Source organism: Endozoicomonas sp. ALB032, assembly GCF_049310125.1.
In the GTDB taxonomy this organism is placed as follows: Bacteria; Pseudomonadota; Gammaproteobacteria; order Pseudomonadales; family Endozoicomonadaceae; genus Endozoicomonas_A.
Map to the genome: position 1 here is coordinate 5785686 of NZ_JBLYNW010000001.1, position 19225 is coordinate 5804910.

Annotated in this window: 17 protein-coding genes and 1 other RNA gene; 7 read left to right on the forward strand and 11 right to left on the reverse strand. The window is 48.4% G+C overall.

What is annotated here, in order from left to right; translation table 11 throughout:
• Positions 1–82: 82 nt before the first annotated feature.
• From ACO6VG_RS21465 to ACO6VG_RS21480, 4 genes are all read right to left on the reverse strand, one after another.
• Entirely contained in the window at positions 83–409 is a 327-nt protein-coding gene (locus tag ACO6VG_RS21465) for a YbaB/EbfC family nucleoid-associated protein (RefSeq protein WP_317146116.1), read from the reverse strand.
• Between the two features lie 91 nt (positions 410–500).
• A complete protein-coding gene (gene dnaX / locus ACO6VG_RS21470) occupies positions 501–2510 on the reverse strand; it encodes a DNA polymerase III subunit gamma/tau (protein ID WP_422475600.1) in 2010 nt (669 codons plus the stop codon).
• Between the two features lie 126 nt (positions 2511–2636).
• Positions 2637–2733, reverse strand: an RNA gene (ffs, locus tag ACO6VG_RS21475) — signal recognition particle sRNA small type.
• A gap of 98 nt (positions 2734–2831) precedes the next feature.
• The gene (locus ACO6VG_RS21480; protein ID WP_422134151.1) at positions 2832–4193 is read right to left on the reverse strand and encodes a L,D-transpeptidase family protein; all 1362 of its coding nucleotides are present in this window, start codon (positions 4191–4193) and stop codon (positions 2832–2834) included.
• Here ACO6VG_RS21480 and ACO6VG_RS21485 point away from each other — a divergent pair.
• The 5 genes from ACO6VG_RS21485 (at position 4188) to ACO6VG_RS21505 (ending at position 6599) form a co-directional block, all read left to right on the forward strand.
• On the forward strand, positions 4188–4352 hold the full coding sequence (locus ACO6VG_RS21485; RefSeq protein ID WP_422138255.1) for a hypothetical protein: 165 nt from the start codon (positions 4188–4190) through the stop codon (positions 4350–4352). The genes ACO6VG_RS21480 and ACO6VG_RS21485 overlap by 6 nt on opposite strands.
• Positions 4353–4721: 369 nt before the next feature.
• Entirely contained in the window at positions 4722–4979 is a 258-nt protein-coding gene (locus ACO6VG_RS21490) for a hypothetical protein (protein ID WP_422409201.1), read from the forward strand.
• A 332-nt stretch (positions 4980–5311) separates the two neighbouring features.
• A complete protein-coding gene (locus ACO6VG_RS21495) occupies positions 5312–5695 on the forward strand; it encodes a DUF2237 family protein (protein WP_422410536.1) in 384 nt (127 codons plus the stop codon).
• A gap of 102 nt (positions 5696–5797) precedes the next feature.
• Entirely contained in the window at positions 5798–6313 is a 516-nt protein-coding gene (locus tag ACO6VG_RS21500; RefSeq protein WP_422134154.1) for a ProQ/FINO family protein, read from the forward strand.
• A gap of 4 nt (positions 6314–6317) precedes the next feature.
• Complete coding sequence (locus ACO6VG_RS21505) at positions 6318–6599, forward strand: peptidylprolyl isomerase (protein ID WP_422475602.1); 282 nt, start codon at positions 6318–6320, stop codon at positions 6597–6599.
• Between the two features lie 36 nt (positions 6600–6635).
• Here ACO6VG_RS21505 and ACO6VG_RS21510 read toward each other — a convergent pair whose 3' ends face one another.
• The 6 genes from ACO6VG_RS21510 to ACO6VG_RS21535 all read right to left on the reverse strand — a co-directional run bounded on the left by ACO6VG_RS21510 (position 6636) and on the right by ACO6VG_RS21535 (position 11904).
• Positions 6636–7409, reverse strand: coding sequence for an enoyl-CoA hydratase (locus ACO6VG_RS21510; protein ID WP_422475604.1), 774 nt, complete (start codon positions 7407–7409; stop codon positions 6636–6638).
• Positions 7410–7412: 3 nt separating this feature from the next.
• Positions 7413–8570, reverse strand: a complete 1158-nt coding sequence (locus ACO6VG_RS21515; protein ID WP_422134157.1) for an acyl-CoA dehydrogenase family protein — start codon at positions 8568–8570, stop codon at positions 7413–7415.
• Between the two features lie 125 nt (positions 8571–8695).
• Entirely contained in the window at positions 8696–9871 is a 1176-nt protein-coding gene (locus ACO6VG_RS21520; protein WP_422475606.1) for a thiolase family protein, read from the reverse strand.
• Positions 9872–10153: 282 nt separating this feature from the next.
• Complete coding sequence (locus ACO6VG_RS21525) at positions 10154–10432, reverse strand: hypothetical protein (protein WP_422134159.1); 279 nt, start codon at positions 10430–10432, stop codon at positions 10154–10156.
• Between the two features lie 215 nt (positions 10433–10647).
• On the reverse strand, positions 10648–11223 hold the full coding sequence (locus ACO6VG_RS21530; protein WP_422134160.1) for a chalcone isomerase family protein: 576 nt from the start codon (positions 11221–11223) through the stop codon (positions 10648–10650).
• Positions 11224–11316: 93 nt separating this feature from the next.
• Positions 11317–11904 (reverse strand): DUF924 family protein, encoded by a 588-nt coding sequence (locus ACO6VG_RS21535; protein ID WP_422134161.1) that lies wholly within the window; start codon positions 11902–11904, stop codon positions 11317–11319.
• A gap of 149 nt (positions 11905–12053) precedes the next feature.
• Between ACO6VG_RS21535 and lon the strand changes: the two genes are divergently transcribed.
• Both lon and ACO6VG_RS21545 read left to right on the forward strand, forming a co-directional pair.
• On the forward strand, positions 12054–14537 hold the full coding sequence (lon, locus tag ACO6VG_RS21540; protein ID WP_422134162.1) for an endopeptidase La: 2484 nt from the start codon (positions 12054–12056) through the stop codon (positions 14535–14537).
• A 403-nt stretch (positions 14538–14940) separates the two neighbouring features.
• Positions 14941–18300, forward strand: a complete 3360-nt coding sequence (locus ACO6VG_RS21545) for a hypothetical protein (RefSeq protein ID WP_422475608.1) — start codon at positions 14941–14943, stop codon at positions 18298–18300.
• A gap of 9 nt (positions 18301–18309) precedes the next feature.
• Here ACO6VG_RS21545 and yfcD read toward each other — a convergent pair whose 3' ends face one another.
• Positions 18310–18849 carry an NUDIX hydrolase YfcD gene (gene yfcD / locus ACO6VG_RS21550; protein ID WP_422134164.1) on the reverse strand — a complete coding sequence of 180 codons (540 nt, stop codon included), beginning with the start codon at positions 18847–18849 and terminating at the stop codon, positions 18310–18312.
• Positions 18850–19225: the final 376 nt, after the last annotated feature.

Below are 19225 nucleotides of genomic sequence, written 5' to 3' on the forward strand. Positions count from 1 at the left end.
CCACTCACCTTAAGTAGACCCTGGTAGCCAATGACTGTCCAAAGGTGTTTTGAACGAATAGCCTGCTGCAAGAAAATGACGCTTAAAAAGGCATCTTGAAGCCAGGCGGCAGACCCATACCAGCGGTCAGACCACTCATTTTATCCTTGCTGTTTTCTTCTACTTTACGCACCGCATCATTCACTGCTGCCGCCAGCAAATCTTCCAGCATTTCCTTGTCTTCTTGCATCAGGCTTGGATCGATTTGGACATCCTTGACATCATGACGACCGTTCATAATCACTTTCACCAGACCGGCACCAGACTCACCAGTCACTTCAGCGTTCGCCAGCTCTTCCTGGATACGCTGCATGTCTTCCTGCATTTTCTGGGCCTGCTTCATCAGGTTACCCATACCGCCCTTAAACATAAAAACTCCTTTACGTTATCTTTTGGCTTATTAAAAGCGACGAACTAAACACAAATACAACCGCCGGATGATTGAAATACCCGGCTATTCATCACTTAACGACATTGCCAACTGGCTGAATACTGTCTTCGATGACGACAGCAGAAAATTTATCAATCAGACTTTGCACATGCTGATCATTAAAAATACTGGAGCGAGCATCAGCCATTCGTTCAGCCATTTTGCGCTCTCGCCAGGCGGCAGGCGTTTCTGCCTGAACCTGACCAATTTCCACCTGAACCCTGAGCGGCTGATCAAAATAGTCGCTCAGCGCTTTCTCAACCCTTTGCCGATGCATGTCGTTGTACAAAGTACTTCTGCCACTATCCAGTCGCAGATCGACTCTACCTGCTGAATGACTGACATACTCACAGTGAGAGGCAATCGTTCGGGTCACACCACCCAGAGGAAGACTTCTAAAAACAGGCACCCAGGACTGAACATTCAGATCAGCAAAAGAAATTCTTTCTTCAGGAGCAGAACTCTGAACAGGTTCTTCTATCACCTGTGCTGACTCTGGCTCTGGCTGAGCGACCGTCTCTCTTGATGCCTGCTCAGATGCATAAGCTTCATAAGTGGATACCGATGGCGGAACTCCATCCTCCTCCACTTGCTGTTTCTGAGAAGCTTCAACCGTTGGCGGAACTTCTTCATCGACATTTTGATCAGGCCCGCATACCTGAGCTGGCTCCAGACTGGATGGCGTTGAAGGAGAAAAATCTTCCGGCAAGAAATTTTCTGTAATAGCGGTAACAGGCCGCTCAGCTGAGGCCTGAGGTTGATATTCTTCAGTCACAGGCGATGACAGAGGACTTTCAGGCTCGCTTGTTTCAGTATCCCTCTGCTGCTGATTTTCGGACTGCAATACTGCAGCAGGCTCAGGTTCCGGATCAGGAGATGATACAACAGGTTCTGAAGCCTCTGTTGACTGAGCCTCCACTTCACGCCGGGCACTTTGTGGCACCTGAATGGCAACAGGCTCAGGTCTGAATGCCAGCATTCTCAAGAGAGCCATTTCGAAGCCGCCCCGTGGATCCGGCGCCAGCGGAAGATCTTTTTTCCCGACCAGACCGACCTGATAATAGAGCTGAACGTTTTCAGCCAGCATATTACCCGCCAGCTCCAGAACCTGCTCACGATCACCCTGACTATTGTCCACTGCCTCTGGAACTGCCTGGGCAATGGCAATCCGATGCAGCATGGAAAGCATATCGTCCAGCACTGCCCCATAGTCCGGTGCATGTTCAGCCAGGCTGGCAACAGCGGCCAGGACTTCAGGAGCCCCACCCGAAGAAAGTGCCCTGACCATCTTCATGACCTGGCCCTGATCAATGGTACCGAGCATGGCACTGACTTCCTGCTCGGTTACCTGACCATTACCGAATGCGATGGCCTGATCGGTCAGGCTCAGAGAGTCCCTCATACTGCCATCGGCTGCTCTGGCCAGCTGCCAGAGGGCCGGACCTTCAAAAGGGATAGCTTCCTGGCCGAGAATATTTTCCAGGTGACCGACAATCCTTTCCGGCGTCATATTTTTCAGCCCAAACTGTAGACATCGCGACAGGATGGTTACCGGTAACTTCTGAGGATCAGTGGTAGCCAACAGGAACTTTACATGGGGAGGTGGTTCTTCCAGGGTTTTTAGCAACGCATTAAAACTGTGCACCGAGAGCATGTGCACTTCGTCAATCAGATAAACCTTATAACGCCCTCTGGTAGGAGCGTACTGGACATTATCAAGCAGCTCCCTGGTATCTTCCACCTTGGTTCTGGAAGCAGCATCCACTTCAATAAGATCAACAAAACGACCTTCATCAATTTCGCAACAGGCAGCGCACTGCCCACAGGGAGTAGAGCTGACACCTGTTTCACAGTTAAGGCACTTGGCAAGAATTCTGGCAATCGTTGTCTTACCCACGCCTCGTGTGCCCGTGAACAGATAAGCATGATGCAGCCGATCCTGGTCCAACGCATTGACCAGAGCCTGTAATACGTGAGTCTGGCCCACCAGCTCTTTAAAAGAACGGGGTCGCCATTTGCGTGCAAGAACCTGATAGCTCATTGAAAAGCTTAAATACCGGTAACTGAAACTGAGGACTCTATGCTAACCAAGAAAGCGAAAGAATGCACGATTCACAGGGATCTGATAAGGATATTTCAAGGACAGGGCAATACAGATGGAGGCAAACCCCACCAGCCACACCCCGGCACATGATGTCACTGCTACCGTTGCTCCCTTCCGGGCCTGGCGGGGTTCACAGCTGATCATTGCGAGGGGACCGACAGGGCCCACCAAAAAAACAGACGTCTCGTCTGGATGCAGCGCATTTTCCACAAAACGCCCTACTCCGTCAACTACTTATAGTGTCTCTCTGCCAGATGTTCAAAACCAGCTGGTCATGGCAGCGTCCTGCTGATAGATATCTTCTCTGAACCGGACTCTGCCCGATTCATCGGGCCAGGCTGTAAAGTAAACAAAATAGATAGGCACAGGCTGGAAAAGCATTCTTTTGTACGTCAGCTCTCCAGGGGTGGTTTTGTGCACCCACGCCATAGATTGCTGATGAAAGATGGTTTGGATCAAATCGGCAATCCCTTCAACCCGGGTACAGCCTGAACTAAACATCCTCCTTTCCTCTGCAAACAGCTCAGGCTTATCCGTATCGTGGAGATAGACACCGAACGGATTCGGCAGATCCAGCTTAAAGCGCCCTAATCGGTTTTTCTCACCGGGTTGCTGCTCAAGCCGGTAACGAAATGTTCCGGGCGTCAAGGATCGCCAATTGACTTTATCGATAGCAACAGCAGGTGCCCGGTCCTCCCAGCTTTCATAGACGACGAAACCTTCACGCTTTAAAAATCCCGGTTCTTTCCTTTCAGCCCTTAACATCGAATGGGCGGCTATAGAATGAGGAACTTTCCAGACGGGATTGAATGTCACACTTTCGACCTGATCATTGAAAACCGGCGTCTGCTTATGACGCATTCCAACGATCGCCTTATGAATCTTCTGATTGGTTTTATTCTTGACCCAGGCAACATTGAAACCCGCAATATCCACACGAATGTGAGGGTATGGCAGTGTCGATGGCAACCAGCGAAGACGCTCAAGATTAGCCTTAAGCGTTCTGATTCTTTCGTGAGTTATGGCTAACAATGCCTGACGCGTCATGACCCCCAGCCTGCCATCCGGCATCAGATCAAACTGAAGCTGTACTTGCGTCAGGACATCCTTATGCGCTTGAGTGTAAACACTTCCTTCCAAATGCTCTGCAAGGTCCAGATCCATCAACCACTGATTCAGGCGGACAACAGCAGAGTGCCGATCGTCTTTGAAGAAAATCAGATCATCCGGAAATTCCTGAGCAGCCACCAGGCTCCAGTTCTTGAGTTTTTTCAGACTGTTGATCAAAGCACGATATTGGGGAAGGTCAGGCTCAAGACCCTTAAGGTCATCAATGGAATAGCGTTGCGATTGATCTTTTTCTTTACGTGGCTGGTCATCTATCTGCCAGCCTGGCTGAAACAATCTTTTATCAAGACGCCCTCTATCAACATACAAAGCGTACCGACGAACTATTTGTTGAAGTGCTGCAGAAGAAGGACTGGCAACCAGGCGCTGCCAGTCCGGGTCCTCCACAGGAATACCCTGTTCTGGTAAACCGGCAATCCAGTTGATATAAGCAGTATTATCGGCCTTGGCATAAAGCGTGAACCCAATCAGCATGACAACCCATCTATGCATAATATCCTCGTTTTCAGCTGCGCTCTGGAGACAGAGAATGTCTGGGGAAACAAAATTGGTAGCTATATGAAGACTAAAGAGCGCTACAAACGATCAGGCAAAGAGGAGGCCTGGCTGGCCGACAAAGAGCAGATTTCATTAATGGGTGGTTACCCCTGAGCTTCGAGTGACAAAAATCTGTCAAACCAATGAGAAAAAGCACTCGCCGACGGGATTCACCCCGGAACAATGTGTAACCCGCGATCCCAATCGTAACGTAGCACTACGAAGAACAACTCAAAAAAAGCCACTTAAGCACTCACCCCACGTAAAGGAAACGCACCAGAATAGGTATTAATACCCATCCCCCCTATCATTGGCACGCACTATGCATGCTACCTTCCGACAAAGAGCAGCCCGTCCGAAGCAAGATGTCAGGACAACAGGTGAATAGGATTCGTTATTTTTAATGTTGAAAGTACGTTTAGCTCGAACAGATCACTTTTTAGCTAAACACGCACTTTTCGACCAAGGCGATTTGGAACAAGAATGAGCAAACCTGAACAAAGTCACATGGAAGCTTATCTGAAATACCTCAGAGCCAATGTGCAGCTGAAAGAAAAACATCAAGAAATCAACAACCTCAGATTAGAAGAAACTGTCAAGACAGAAGGCTCTTTAAACGCTAAAGACTCTTTAGCGCTTGAAGCCGAATATCTGAGAAGTATTTATAAAGTCCTGCCAAGAGAACAGGCCCTGCAAATGACTCTCAAACAGGCAAAAAACCACACCTCTATCAGACCTTGATACAAGCAGTGATGCCTTAACAAAGTAAACGACTGTGTCTACAAACAGCAATAAGAATCAAGGTCCTGATACTCCTCTCTTTACCGTCAGGATCTTATACCAATCGAACTTTCTAACTCCCTATTGCGCTGAAGATTTGAGCCTTAATCCTGCGTTGGCGATCGTCGCCATAGCTAAGGCTATGACTCCTCACGCCGCCTTGTCTTAAGGCTCAAATCTCCATGCTCATCACGGGAGTTAGAAAGCACGATTGGTATTACTGAAAATTCTTCATTGACTGCCGAAGCAACCTGCTGTTAACTCTCACCTCAGGACTGTCTGCGGAAAACGGCATGAGCACATCGGCTTCTGATCAAAAAAATGTTCTCGGGGAACCTCTTCAACCCTGTTGCCTTGATCCTGTTACCGGAATCTACCGGGATGGGTATTGCCATACTGACAAGAATGACATTGGACAGCACGTTGTCTGCGCCAGAGTCACTAAGGATTTCCTGGAGTTTTCCCTCGAACAGGGTAACGACCTGATTACCCCCAATCAGGCCTACCGTTTTCCCGGACTCAAAGAAGGCGACCAATGGTGTCTTTGTGCACAGAGGTGGATACAAGCCTATGAAGTCGGCGTCGCCCCTCCAGTCTACTTGAGATCGACACACGAAAAGGCTCTTGAAATGATCAGCTTTGGTGTATTGAAATCTAAAGCCCTTGATATTCATTAATAAACGACACAAGTGTTCGGTTTCAAAACATATCATTAGAAGTCCACAATGCAGTACAATTGCACAGAACAAACATCCCAAGTAATCAGTCATGAGCACAATATGCACAATGCAGAAAGAGAAGATCTGACTATTTCAAGGGCAGATACTCAATGCAGTAACCTTTCTTCTTCTGATGAACAGACTTCAGCTAACGATAGAGATGAAATATCCAGTTCTGAAGCACTCCGCCTGATCAGGGAACGCTGGCCTGAAGCCTTTCGGGTGGCTTCACCGCGCCCCCTTAAAGTCGGCATCCATAATGAAATGAATCAGACCGGTGAATTTCCGGCCAGCACCATCAAAAAAGCCCTGAAACTCTTTACTCAGCAGGATCGCTACCTATCATCGATCAAGGAAGGCAGAAACCGCGTCGACCTGAATGGCAAACCTGCCGGCAAAGTCAAACTGAAAGAAGCTGTCAACGCCGAAATTCTTCTGTATCAGAGACAACTGACTCGCCAGAAAAAGAACGAACGAGTCTTTGTGGGGCAACTCAAACTGGTAGTGACCGGACAACCCGCTCAAAGTGACACTTGCAAAACGGCCACTAACCAAAATTCAACCACTCAGGAGTAATCTTATGGCGACTGCCGGTGCCAGACACATCCTGGTTAAAACGCAGGAAGAAGCAGAAAAGCTCAAAAAACAGCTGGACAAAGGGGCTGACTTTGGCCAGCTGGCCAAAAAATACTCCCAGTGCCCCTCTGGCAAGAAGGGAGGAGACCTTGGAGAGTTTCGTCAGGGACAAATGGTAAAAGCCTTTGACCAGGTGGTGTTCCGAAAAGAAGTTCTTAAGGTTCATGGCCCGGTCAGAACTCAATTCGGCTTCCACCTGGTACAAACACTGTTTCGCAACGACTGACACTCAAATAGCAACCCGGCCAAGCCGGGTTTGGCTTTACTCGTAGCGCCAATCAGGTGAGCGCTTTTCCAGAAAAGCCTTAACACCTTCATTTTGATTCTGACCTTTAAACAACTTCAGGAACAGATCTCGCTCAACAGCGTACCTATTGCTTGAGGAAAGCCGATTCATTTGAATCAGCTTTTTACTGGCGACAACAGAATCAGGGCTTTGCTGACTCACCTTTTCAGCAAGCTCCCGAGCCATTGAACAGGACTGCCCCTGCTCTACGACTTCTTCCACCAGACCAATCTGACAGGCTTTCTCTGCGTCCACTTTCTCACCCAGCAATATTATCCGCTTGGTCCAGGCTTCGCCCACCAGCCACATTAAATTCTGAGTACCGCCTGCACAAGGCAGCAGACCCACTGATGCTTCTGGCAGCCCCAACAAGGCCTGTCTTTCAGCCACTCTCAGATCACAGGCCAGCGCCACTTCAAGCCCACCCCCCAGGGCAAACCCATTGATTGCTGCAATAGAGATGCCCTTAAATTCTGTCAGTGTCTCAAAAGCCATGCCAAATGCTTCTGCCATGGGCCGGGCCTGCTCAGGCGAAACATCGGCAAACAGCTTAAGATCGGCTCCGGCACTGAAAAATCTTTCTTCTTCAGAGAAAATAATCAGGGCGGTGACCCTCGGATTTTCATTCAATTCATCAACCATCTCTTGAAGGAGCTTCAGACTTTCCAGTGTCCAGGTGTTGGCCGGCGGGTTATTCAGTTGGATGGTGGCGATATGGCCTTCGAGAGAAAGCTTCAAAAGATCAGACATAGTTCATTCCAGTCCTGCGTATTCATCAGCCAGAATTCTACGGGCAATGATCAGTCTCATTATCTCATTGGTCCCTTCCAGAATCTGGTGCACCCGGGTATCTCTGACATGCCGCTCAAGAGGATACTCATTGATGTAACCATAACCCCCATGGAGTTGCAGCGCCTCATCACAGATTTTAAAACCAACATCTGTGGCAAAACGTTTCGCCATAGCACAATAGGCAGTGGCTTCAGGGTCTTTTTGATCCAGCTTGAAAGCTGCGAGCCTGACCATCTGTCTGGCTGCCGTCAACTCTGTGGCCATATCGGCCAGCCGGAACTGCAAGGCCTGGAACTCGGCCAGGGCTTTTCCAAATTGCTTACGCTCCCTAAGGTATTCTCTGGCAGTATTCAGCGCCTGCTGAGCAGTACCGACAGAGCAGGTGGCTATGTTAATTCGACCACCATCCAGACCTTTCATAGCAAGAGTGAAGCCTTCTCCCTCCATACCCAGAAGAGAGCTGGCGGGAATCCTGACATTGTCAAAACTTACCAGCCGGGTTGGCTGACTTTTCCAACCCATTTTCTTTTCGTTACGACCATAAGTAATTCCTTCACTGTCGGCAGGAACCGCAAAAGCAGAGATACCTTTTGGACCCTCTTGCCCCGTTCGGGCCATGACCAACAGCAGACTGGTGCTGCCCGCACCTGAAATAAACATTTTCGAACCGGAAAGGATATACTCGTCTCCTTCCCTGACGGCACGGGTTTTCAGAGAAGCAGCATCACTCCCGGAACCCGGTTCTGTCAGGCAATAAGAAGCCAGTTTTTCACCCGTCACCAGAGCCTCACTCCACTCGGACAGCACCTCATCGCTGGCAGCCAGTCCTACCATCCAGACGACCATGTTATGGATGGTCATATAAGCCGTGGTTGACGTACATCCCATGGCAAGCTGTTCGAAAACCAGACTTGAGTCGAGCCGTGATAACCCCATCCCCCCCATTGATTCAGGTGCATACAGGGATAAAAATCCCAGTTTGCCAGCTCTTCTGAGGGTCTCAACGGGAAAAGTGCTATCTCTATCCCAGTCAGCCGCATGGGGTAACAGCTCTTGCCGGGAAAACTGGGCGGCAAGATCACGGAAAGCGATTTGATCTTCTGTCAGGGTAAAGTTCATTAACGGCCTCTTATTGTTTGTAAGCCTCAGGAGCCTGCCGGACTTCAGAAAACCATTACAGACTCCTTTTGCTTGTGGCGATTAATAAACGACCAAGTCGTCAAAAATCCTGAGCTCAAGACACATTAAATAAGCTCAAGTGCGATAGCAGTAGCTTCACCACCACCAATACAGAGGGATGCAACACCTTTGCTGCCCCCCTTCTTTTTCAGGGCATTAAGAAGCGTCACAATAATTCGGGCGCCACTGGCTCCCAGTGGATGGCCCAGCGCACAGGCGCCACCGTAGACGTTGACCTTGCTGTGATCCAGACCCAGCTCTTGCATGCACGCCATGGTGACAACCGCAAAAGCTTCATTGATTTCAAACAAGTCTACATCTTCTGCCTGCCAATCCACCTTTTCCAGCAATTTACTGATAGCAGCAATGGGGGCAATAGTAAACTCCGCCGGTAACTGGGCATGGCTCTGATAGCCTTTGATGCGTGCAACAGGTGCCAAACCTTTGGCCAAAGCATCTTCTTCACGCATCAAAACGAGGGCCGCCGCACCGTCGGAAATAGAGCTGGAGTTTGCTGCTGTGACAGACCCGTCCTTCTCGAACGCGGGTCTCAGCTGCCGAATCTTTTCAGGACGGGCCTTGCCGGGCTGTTCATCCACCGTAACTTGACCATTACGACGTGTTTCCACCGGAGCAATTTCATCTGCGAATGCCCCTTCCTCATTGGCAGCCAGGGCTCTTCTCAGTGATTCCAGAGCGTAGTCATCCATCGATTCTCTGGATACTTCAAATCGTTTGGCGGTTTGCTCGGCAAAAACGCCCATGGCCTGGCCTTCATAGGCATCTTCCAGCCCGTCAGTGAACATGTGATCTTTAATCTCTCCGTGCCCTAATCTCAAACCTGAGCGAGCTTTTTCCAGAAAGTAGGGCGCATTCGTCATACTCTCCATACCGCCTGCAACCACGGCGTCAGCCTCGCCCAATTTTAGCTGATCCGCGCCCATCATGACGGTTTTCATGCCTGAGCCACACACTTTATTGACAGTTGTCGTGCAAGTAGAGTCCGGCAGACCTGCTCCTCTGGCTGCCTGTCTGGCGGGAGACTGACGACAGCCTGCAGGCAACACACAGCCCATCAGAACTTCAGAGATATCGGAGGGAGAAAGGCCACTTTTCTCAAGGGCAGAACGGATAGCAACAGCGCCCAGTTCAGGCGCTGAGACGTCTGAAAGGCTCCCCTGGAAACCTCCCATGGGAGTACGTGAAGCTGAAACGATGACAATACTAACTTGATCAGACATGGTAATCTCTTGTTTTTGTTGATGCTAAATGCACATACGGCAAAAAGCTCCATTGTACAATACATCTGCACTTCGTCTGCACTTCATCGCACTGAAACGATTACGGCAGAACAGCGATACAATACAGCCAGTATCCGACAGAACTGACCGACTCTCAAACATTCTACTGCAAGAGAGGACAAAAAATACCACCCTGAACATTTGGACTCGTGATTGCACTTCTGTGACAGGCACCTCTAACCTGAGAAGGCAAGATGTATGGGGGGGGGAATATTAATTCAGTTAGATGCAGCTATCATCCGCAATATCAAAGCATCCCCACTCGAGGAAGAGGCCTTCAACTTCGCGGATAGCTTCTTTGTCAGCACTACTGATGTGCCTCAGGACAGCATTGGCCATGACTGAAGCCAGATCACTTTTTAGCGACTCTCCCAAACCCGCTGGCAGGCGGAGAATGACATCCCCAAAGAGAATCGTGCTACCCTGGGTTACCCGGATAACATATTCCCCCTGGGTCGATTCAGTCATGGTGAGAACGGCTTTTTCTATAGACTTACTCATCAGTTTCTCCTCTTGGCTGATCGAAGACACCTCTATCCATGCATCGGCTGAGAAGAGAAAAACATTGCTTGAATTCAGGTCATAAATACCTGACCGGTTAGTTTCGACATTAGCAGCGGATGAAAGTGGCCTTGTGAGCAGCCCCGAAGACAAAACCGAAAGCAACCTATTGTGAAAAGCACTATCTTGTGAAAAGCTCTATCTTGTGAAAAGCCCTACCCCTTGGCATTCAAACCCAGAATACCTTCCTTAAACTTCTGGTTGGGCGGGGTTTCACCAATCCAAACTTTAAGTATTGCGTTGAATAGTTTCTTGCCGGGTATGATCCCCTTTTCCTCCCCGGCAATAATGACTCTGGCTCCCTTACCAGGGATGTATTCAAAGGTTCCAGATTCTCCTTTGCTCAGAGTACCATCAATCATGCCCATAAACTGAGCGATACCTTTTTCCAGCTCCTTCTGCTCTTCCTCAGATGTATTAATCTGAATCGCTTCGTAAAAGGCATTGGCCATACGTCTCGCACTCATTTTCGATAACAGAATGGTGAAGCTCATTCTCTGATAACTTTCTTCAGAGAGTATGCGGGATACGTCAGTGGTGGGGTTTTCAAGATAGAGTGCACCAATGTAACCGTCTACCACCAAATACCATGTTCGAACTGCTGCACCCTGAAGTTGCAAAACAGTGTCGTCTGACTTCACAACATCAGGGATCTCCACACCCTTCATCGAAAGAGCCTGAGCTGACTGCCAGAGGGCCATCCCAAATGCGACAATAAACAACTTTTTCATAAGTATCCTTTGGGTATTATTATTGTTTGTCGCGACATATTACAGCAGCTGATACTTTATTCCCATTTTTACCACGGACATGGCGAAAAAAGCTCAGAAAGATGATCCAGGCTGCTGAAGAAAGCTCAATTCTTCATCGGTACTCTCACGTTCCAGCAGGCTGTTGCGATGAGGAAAGCGTCCAAATCTGGCAACAATATCACGATGTCTGACAGCAAAATCCAGTGAACCTGCGAGGTATTGTTGATAGCCATCTCCAGCCCCGCCAAGAATGCTCTCAAACAGCCTCACACATTGCTCCTGATCTTCAAGCGACTCACTGTGCATGAAAGGCATGACAAAAAAAGCCTGTTGCAGCTCTGTCAGCTGATCCAGCTGACCCAGCTCTACACCCTCTCTGGAAATCGTCAGAGCAGTATGATCGTACTGAAAGGATCTGGGATCGCCCCGGAACATATTCCGGGGAAACTGATCCAGCGCAATAATCGCTGCCAACCGCCCTTCAGCGGATTCCAGCCACTCGTCGCACTCTCCGGACTCTATCGCCTCCGGCAAGCCAGCAAATTGATTGCGGATCTGCTGATCCTGAGCCTCACTTTTCTTCCACCAGCGAGACATTTGCACATCGCCAAGGGGTTCACCTTCAAACCAGAAACCCAAAACTTCCTGAAAACTTTTCATATTATTAACTCCCTTGATCGCGTCAGTTGAGTGGCACGCAGATTTTACTCAACCATACTTAATTACATCGCCTATTGAAATCACTGGAGATGACTCCAGATAGTCATTATCCGCTTACTATTCATTCCGAGACGTTATCCGAAAAGACTATGACAGATCAGGACAATCAGGAACCCGAAGTTATTTCAGCTGATGAACAGGTAGAGGATATGGGTACCGGACTGGTGCTCCCGGAACACGCTCTGCCTGACAAGCTTTACCTCATCCCTGTCTCAAACCGGCCGTTTTTCCCGGCACAGGTTCAACCTCTGGTATTCAGTAGTCAGGAGTGGGAAGAAACACTTCATCGGGTCGCCCAGAGCCCACATAAAGTAGTGGGACTTAGTTATGTTGCTGGCATGACAGGAGCTGGCCATGTAGTCAGTCCGGGAGATTTCCCGCAGGTGGGCTGCACCGTAAGAATTCATAATATCCTTCCGGAAGGCGACCAGATCCAGTTCATCGCTCTGGGCATGCAGCGCTTTCGTATCAAGCAATGGCTTCGAAAACGCCCACCCTACCTGGTTCAGGTAGAGTACCCTGACAATATCGAAGATGACACCGATGAAATCAAAGCCTACGCACTGGCACTGATTCAGGCCATCAAAGAATTAATCCCGCTGAACCCGCTCTACAGCGAAGAACTGAAAAATTACCTCAATCGATTCAGTCCAAAAGACCCGTCCCCACTGGCGGACTTTGCAGCCGCCATCACCACTGCGCCGGGTAAGGAGTTGCAGGAAGTCCTTGAAACATTCTCTGTTCAGCGTCGAATGGAGAAAGTATTGATTCTCATCCGCAAGGAACAGGAAGTGGCCCGCCTTCAGGGTGAGATTAACGCTGAGGTGAACCGCAAGATCAGCAAGCATCAACGTGAATTTTTTCTAAAAGAACAGCTGAAAGTCATTCAGAAAGAGCTTGGCATTTCGAAAGACGACAGAACGGCTGAAATTGAGGCATTTGAAAAACGGATTGCCGAGCTGGCTATTCCGGAAACGCCCCTTAAAAAGATCAATGACGAGATGAAAAAGCTCTCGATTCTCGAAGTGGGCTCCCCTGAATATGCCATCTGCCGGAACTATCTTGACTGGGCTACCTCGGTACCCTGGGGCAAATACTCCGAAGACATATTTGATCTTGCCCATGCCAGAGAAATTTTAAATGCAGATCATGATGGGCTTGAAGACGTCAAAGACCGAATCATCGAGTTTCTGGCTGTTGGTGCTTACAAACAGGAAATATCAGGCACTATCATGTTACTGGCAGGCCCTCCCGGCGTTGGTAAGACGTCCATAGGACGATCCGTCGCCCGTGCTTTAGGCAGAAAGTTTTATCGTTTCAGCCTGGGCGGCATGAGGGATGAAGCAGAAATTAAAGGTCATCGCCGGACCTATATCGGTGCACTGCCGGGCAAACTGGTTCAGGCCCTTAAGGAAGTCGATGTTGCCAATCCCGTTATCATGCTGGATGAAATTGACAAAATCGGTGCCTCTTATCGTGGAGACCCCGCATCCGCAATGCTGGAAGTGCTCGACCCGGAACAAAACAGTGAGTTTCTCGATCACTATCTGGACATGAGAATCGATCTTTCAAAAGTGCTGTTTATCAGTACTGCCAATCAATTGGACACGATTCCCGGCCCTCTTCTGGATCGAATGGATGTCATAAGACTTTCAGGCTATATCACAGAAGAAAAAATGGCTATCGCCAAAAATCACCTGTGGCCAAAACTGTTGAAACAGTCGGGTTTAAAAAAGAGCCAGATCAGGCTCTCCGACCTCACTCTTAAGGCAGTCATTGAGGGCTATGCCAGGGAAGCTGGCGTGAGAAACCTTGAAAAACTGCTTCATAAAATTATTCGCAAAGTCGTTGTTCAACTGCTTGAAGGCACCGGTAAGAGTCTCAGTGTGACTACCAGGAATCTATCTGACTATCTGGGTGCACCTTACTTCAGAAAAGAGAAGCGCATTGAAGGCATTGGTGTAGTGACAGGTCTGGCCTGGACTGCCATGGGAGGCGCAACCCTGCCAGTAGAAGCCAGCCTTATTCATCATCAGCGAGCTGGCTTCAAACTGACCGGTAAGTTGGGGGATGTCATGAAGGAGTCTGCTGAAATAGCTTATAGCTTTGTTTCAAGCCAGGCTGAAAAATTAGGCATTCCGGAAGCCTATTTTGAAAAAGCCTTTATCCATCTTCATGTGCCTGAAGGCGCAACTCCCAAAGACGGTCCTTCAGCCGGGATTACCATGGCAACCGCACTATTATCTCTTGCCACGAGCAAAAAGCCCGCCTCTCTAGCCATGACCGGAGAGCTGACTCTAACCGGAAAAGTTCTGGCTGTTGGCGGGGTCAGGGAAAAAGTCATAGCCGCCAAACGACAAGGTATTCATACCCTGATCATTCCGGAAGAATGCCGAAGAGATTACGATGAACTGCCGGATTATATTCGAGAAGATATGACCATTCACTTTGCCACAACCTTCGAAGATGTGCGCCAAGCAGCATTTCCTGAAAAGACATCGCCTGTAAAGACATCGCCTGTAAAGAAAAGCACAAAGAAAACTGCACGTAAAAAGCCTGTGAGAAAGCGTTGAGTTCAATCAGATCGACCCGGACTTGGAAATTTCTTTCCCCACAACGAACTGTGCCGCCCCTTAGGGGGCGGCACATGATTCAATGCTCTAACAACGAGGGAGACCCCCGTTAGGACACATTAGTGAGCGAACTAAGTATTGACTTCTTAAAGATTGCTGTCCATCTGCAATCAAGAATTTTGAAGCATAAGATTTTTTTTTTAAGTCAATTTTCGTCACGCCGCAAAATGCCAGCCATTTCCTTTGACAGTCTGCCATTCATTCGACACTTTTTAGCAGCGCAAAAACACAATTTCTCCTACCGCCTCAACCAAGCTGCCAAGCTCTATTGCTATCAGCTAAGCTGTGTTAATAAATACTGAAATGCTGATGAACCCGAAAGCTCATAACGGACTGCAGCGACATGTCATCACCTCTTACACCTGGCAGCAACAACTCGCCCCCTTCTTCCAGATCTTCTGGCGATCGTAATCCGCCCTCTTCTCCACTCACTGGACAGGACCATCTGGGCAGACAAATCAGTGAGACAAACACCAGTAGTCAATTGAGCCACGAATCATCTGATCAACGGGCACCTCAATCCCCTCAGATTAATGAGCGAAAAGCTGAAAGACGCCCCTGGTTCTTCCGGCGATGGTACAAAAGTTACATCGGCAAGAAAAACTCGACACTCCCTCCTACTAAGGATTTTGAACCTGAAGAAGCGGAAAAGCAGACCGGTTACCTTGGTTTACTGAAAGATCTTCCAGGCAGAGCTGTCGGAGCACTGGCGAACCTTCCTGGTGCAGGTTTCGAGAAAGTCGCATCAAAGCTTGATAATTTCGTCAATCATCAGGCTGGCATTGAGATCAGCCGTGAGGATGAAAGACGCCAGTGGCGCTCTTTATTATATGACTTGCTGTGCAGTTATACGGCGGTCATTGTCGACGGAGAGCAAACTCCATTCAACTTTAATGAGATACTCATAAAGAATGGCGATGATCTGCCCGTTAGAATTACAGCGCTGAACTTCGACTCGAAAAGAGTCGTCCAGGCATCAGAGAGCTATTTAATCAATGGACAAGCCACAAAAAACCATTTTGAAGTAGGGGATCTTTCCTGTACGGTTGAAATTCCGGTTAAAGATAAACCTCCACTGACGTTGCAAATCAGACTCGAGAACACGACTATCTCAGTCGGCACCGATATCAGCATCTCCCAACTATTGAAAAACTCATTCATTTCCTCTTCCGAGGATCGAACAGCGGTGCAACTTTCCGCTGAAAGAGTTGAAGTCCGATATGAAAATCTGGACTCTTATGAAGAGCTGACGGCAGTACCTGACCCTTCAAAAGAATCAGACTGCATAGTAGGTTATGAGAGAGGAAAGCTGACCATGAAAGGCGTCCGCTTTTGCAAACCTCTCGATCTGCTTAAAGCTTCAACAAAACAAACATCCATACTTGCTTTCGATGCGTTAAAGCTTGTCAACGAGTCAGCCCGGCCTGCCCTGCTGGAGGTTAAGAAAGTCAACATTCAGCACTTCGATGATACTCATAATGGAACCTTCAACAGCTCACTGATCATTCACCCCAAAACCATTCGAAACATCCCCTACATTGGTTGGCTATTAGCTCCTCTCTTCTCAAAACCTGTTCATCTCGATATCTTCGCTTTTATGCAGCACGGCGAAGTCAGGATAAAAGATTTGAAACACGGTATCAGAGTTTCAGGTGGAAGCCTGGCTGGGTGGTTAGTAAAAAAAGCGCTAACAGCCAAAGAAACACGCCTGGTTCCCTACGAAGGTGGAACAGGACTGCAAATAGGCTGGCCGTTTGAATTTATCGCATGCAAAATCGAGATACCCGGTCTGCTCCCTGGAAAACCGGCAACCAGAATAGAAGATCACGATCAGGTCACCTATGAGCGACTGAATCAGATGCACACTCAAGATGCTCCAATACCAGAGCAATCTCAATCAGGCAATACGTCAGATGAAGCGTCACCTGCACTTCACCACCAGCATATAGAAGCACTCAAAAAAGAAGAGGGTGTACTCATTGTACCCGATGCCTTCAGTAGAGTGCTCAGTGACATCATCTCAGAAGACCAGGCTTTAGCCCAGCCAGTAAGGATGGTGCCAAGATTAATGGAAAAACGTTGCATAGAAGCGGCAAGAGGTGACGAGGCCGCCTGCCGGATCCTGCTCCGCTTTGTCCGGGATCAGGAAAGATTTAAGCATGAAAGTGACTGCATGATCGCCCTGCAGGCTATCCCTGAAGCTTTCTATGCCAGGGAAGCTGCAGAAGCAGATGATGAGCAATGGCTATGGCTTGAGAGTGTCGCACACAGGCTGATTGTCGTTGAACGACAGAAAGCCTTTGAGCTATACAGACAGCTGTTGAAAAGAAAAGACATCGAAAATGCCAGTAAACTGGTGACTGACACTGAATGGCTGATCCATCTGGCAAAAAACCTCCCTAAAAACACGCCCGAGGAAAAAGCCATTGCCTTCCGCTTAGCCGAGTTTGCCTATAAATCCAATCCGAAAAAAGCAGAAGAAGTGATCAAGCTGCTTATCGACTGCAATATAAACAATCTCTATAAAACAAAGCAGCTGAATGATCTTATTCAAGACTTGGTCAGTCACCATCCCTACTTTGCAGACCCTCATCATCTCATCTCATTATTAAACCTGCTTGACCAAAGCCATCCGGACATCGTTGCCCGCTCACTGGAACACTTTCCGATACAGACTCTTCTTCAAAACCTCTGGGCAGATGACAACATTCAAGCTCATAGCACTCTGAATTATCTTAAAATCCTGCTGATCAAGCATGGTCGCTTTAAAGAAGCCGCTGACCTTTTGATTGAGTCAGGGGATCCCAGACAGGCTGCAAGAATGCTTGACCTTGGTATCAGGCAGGGCAACCCATCAGCTCTTAAGGTGAAAGTGGAGTTGGCGGTAAGGGATGAGCTAGCTGAAGGTGTAACGTTAGAAAAGGAAGTTCGTCGCCTCAGGCATTTGATAGAGACTCCCACAACCCCGGAGGTCATGAGAAAGGCAGCTATTTCCGTCCTGGCTGATCTTGTTACAGAAGAACCCCATCCGGAACTTGCAGGGATTTTCACAGAAGATCTTTTGATGACAGAGGAAAAAAAGGCTTCTTTCGTGAAAGCAGTCAATAAGCTGTTTAACCTTCAAAAGGGAGAAGCGCTGAGTCTGAATGATCGCGTGAGAATCCTGAATCAGGTTGAACAGCATCTGAAAACTGCCCGAACTGATGAGTCAGCCTACTTAAGCAAACCTCTGCTGCTGAAGAAGATTCAGGATGCAAATCAGCAGGTTGATCGGGTTATGGAATTACTGATAAAAGTAAGGGGACCTGTTGAGCCCAACCTGCTGACCATGCTGACATCTCAAGGCCCGGTTGCCGAAACCAGCATCGAAAACAACACGGCCTCTGAGACAATATCTGGCATGAAAGAAGATGATGAGTTTTTCGATGCTTTGGATACACCCTACAACCCAACGATTGATCAAAAGTCCACTGCCTTCAATGAAGACTTGCCTATAGCAATCGATGATGAAGATAAGGAAATAAAGATCTCTCCAACCGATGAAACGGGCCATCTGGAAGAAGAGAACTTCTTGCTTTCAAACTCTTTCTCAAGCTATGCATCGCTGCTTAGCCAACCTGTATTTTCCAGATCTTCGAAAGGTTTTCTTGACCCGGGGCTCAAGCGTGAGTGGGCCTCAATACTTAAGATGATGTCGATTTGACCGGAAAGTTCAGGCAGATATTTCTCTGTCACCATAGAGATTCATCAAACGTTCAAGAGCCACGAGACTGTCTGGTGTGTATGTCCGGTTGAAGCGGTTTGACCGAATCTCTTCAGGCGACTCCATGATTACCCTTGCCACTTCTTCTTCCTGCAACCTCAGCTCCCCCTCATATTGACAGCTGTAGACCCTCCCCCAAACCTTGCAGTCATCATTCTGAAAGTAAAAGTGAAACAGAGGCTCCAAAGGTGTGTCTTCTATGCCAAGCTCTTCCGCCAGTTCCCTGACGGCAGCCACGTCATAACTCTCACCTTCAGCGACTACGCCTCCCGTTGCCGGCTCAAAATAACCCGGGTAAATATCCTTGCTCAACGTCCTTTCCTGAACGTAGAGCTGCCCTTTACTGTTAAAAACAAAGACGTAAGTAGCCCGGTGGCAAAGTTTCTTTTCTCTCATCTGGCTTCTGGGTAAAGCACCAAGCACCTGGTTACTTTCATCGACAATAATGACCTTTTCTGATGCAGGCTGCAGTTCTGGGTTAGATGGCATAAATACCAGGCTCCGGATATTCGTTTTATTTTACCGTGAGACATTTTCACGCAATCGTATCTCTCTGTCTCTTCGAGAGCACAACCGGATGCACGAGCTCCTGAAAGTCTTGCCAACCCAGTATCAAAAGTTCAGAGATATCATCACTGTTTTGGCCAAATTATGACCACTGATCTGTGCCTGTTCGGCAACTTCCTAAGCCGTAAAAGCGGATGGCTGGCGATGGGTTGAAAAGGTCACATGGTGATGATTCAGATAGCCCACTACTCTTTGTTTAGCCATTTTCACTACCTCTGGCAAAGCCTGAAAGAGCCGAAATGAAATGTGAGCCAGTGAGTCAACCATTCGGCTCTCAACAAGGTGTTAACACTCCCAA

Coding starts and splice junctions, on each gene's coding strand:
- ACO6VG_RS21465 (WP_317146116.1), bottom strand. CDS start 409: ATGTTTAAGGGCGGTATGGGTAACCTGATGAAGCAGGCCCAGAAAATG.
- dnaX (WP_422475600.1), bottom strand. CDS start 2,510: ATGAGCTATCAGGTTCTTGCACGCAAATGGCGACCCCGTTCTTTTAAA.
- ACO6VG_RS21485 (WP_422138255.1), top strand. CDS start 4,188: ATGCATAATATCCTCGTTTTCAGCTGCGCTCTGGAGACAGAGAATGTC.
- ACO6VG_RS21480 (WP_422134151.1), bottom strand. CDS start 4,193: ATGCATAGATGGGTTGTCATGCTGATTGGGTTCACGCTTTATGCCAAG.
- ACO6VG_RS21490 (WP_422409201.1), top strand. CDS start 4,722: ATGAGCAAACCTGAACAAAGTCACATGGAAGCTTATCTGAAATACCTC.
- ACO6VG_RS21495 (WP_422410536.1), top strand. CDS start 5,312: ATGAGCACATCGGCTTCTGATCAAAAAAATGTTCTCGGGGAACCTCTT.
- ACO6VG_RS21500 (WP_422134154.1), top strand. CDS start 5,798: ATGCACAATGCAGAAAGAGAAGATCTGACTATTTCAAGGGCAGATACT.
- ACO6VG_RS21505 (WP_422475602.1), top strand. CDS start 6,318: ATGGCGACTGCCGGTGCCAGACACATCCTGGTTAAAACGCAGGAAGAA.
- ACO6VG_RS21510 (WP_422475604.1), bottom strand. CDS start 7,409: ATGTCTGATCTTTTGAAGCTTTCTCTCGAAGGCCATATCGCCACCATC.
- ACO6VG_RS21515 (WP_422134157.1), bottom strand. CDS start 8,570: ATGAACTTTACCCTGACAGAAGATCAAATCGCTTTCCGTGATCTTGCC.
- ACO6VG_RS21520 (WP_422475606.1), bottom strand. CDS start 9,871: ATGTCTGATCAAGTTAGTATTGTCATCGTTTCAGCTTCACGTACTCCC.
- ACO6VG_RS21525 (WP_422134159.1), bottom strand. CDS start 10,432: ATGAGTAAGTCTATAGAAAAAGCCGTTCTCACCATGACTGAATCGACC.
- ACO6VG_RS21530 (WP_422134160.1), bottom strand. CDS start 11,223: ATGAAAAAGTTGTTTATTGTCGCATTTGGGATGGCCCTCTGGCAGTCA.
- ACO6VG_RS21535 (WP_422134161.1), bottom strand. CDS start 11,904: ATGAAAAGTTTTCAGGAAGTTTTGGGTTTCTGGTTTGAAGGTGAACCC.
- lon (WP_422134162.1), top strand. CDS start 12,054: ATGACAGATCAGGACAATCAGGAACCCGAAGTTATTTCAGCTGATGAA.
- ACO6VG_RS21545 (WP_422475608.1), top strand. CDS start 14,941: ATGTCATCACCTCTTACACCTGGCAGCAACAACTCGCCCCCTTCTTCC.
- yfcD (WP_422134164.1), bottom strand. CDS start 18,849: ATGCCATCTAACCCAGAACTGCAGCCTGCATCAGAAAAGGTCATTATT.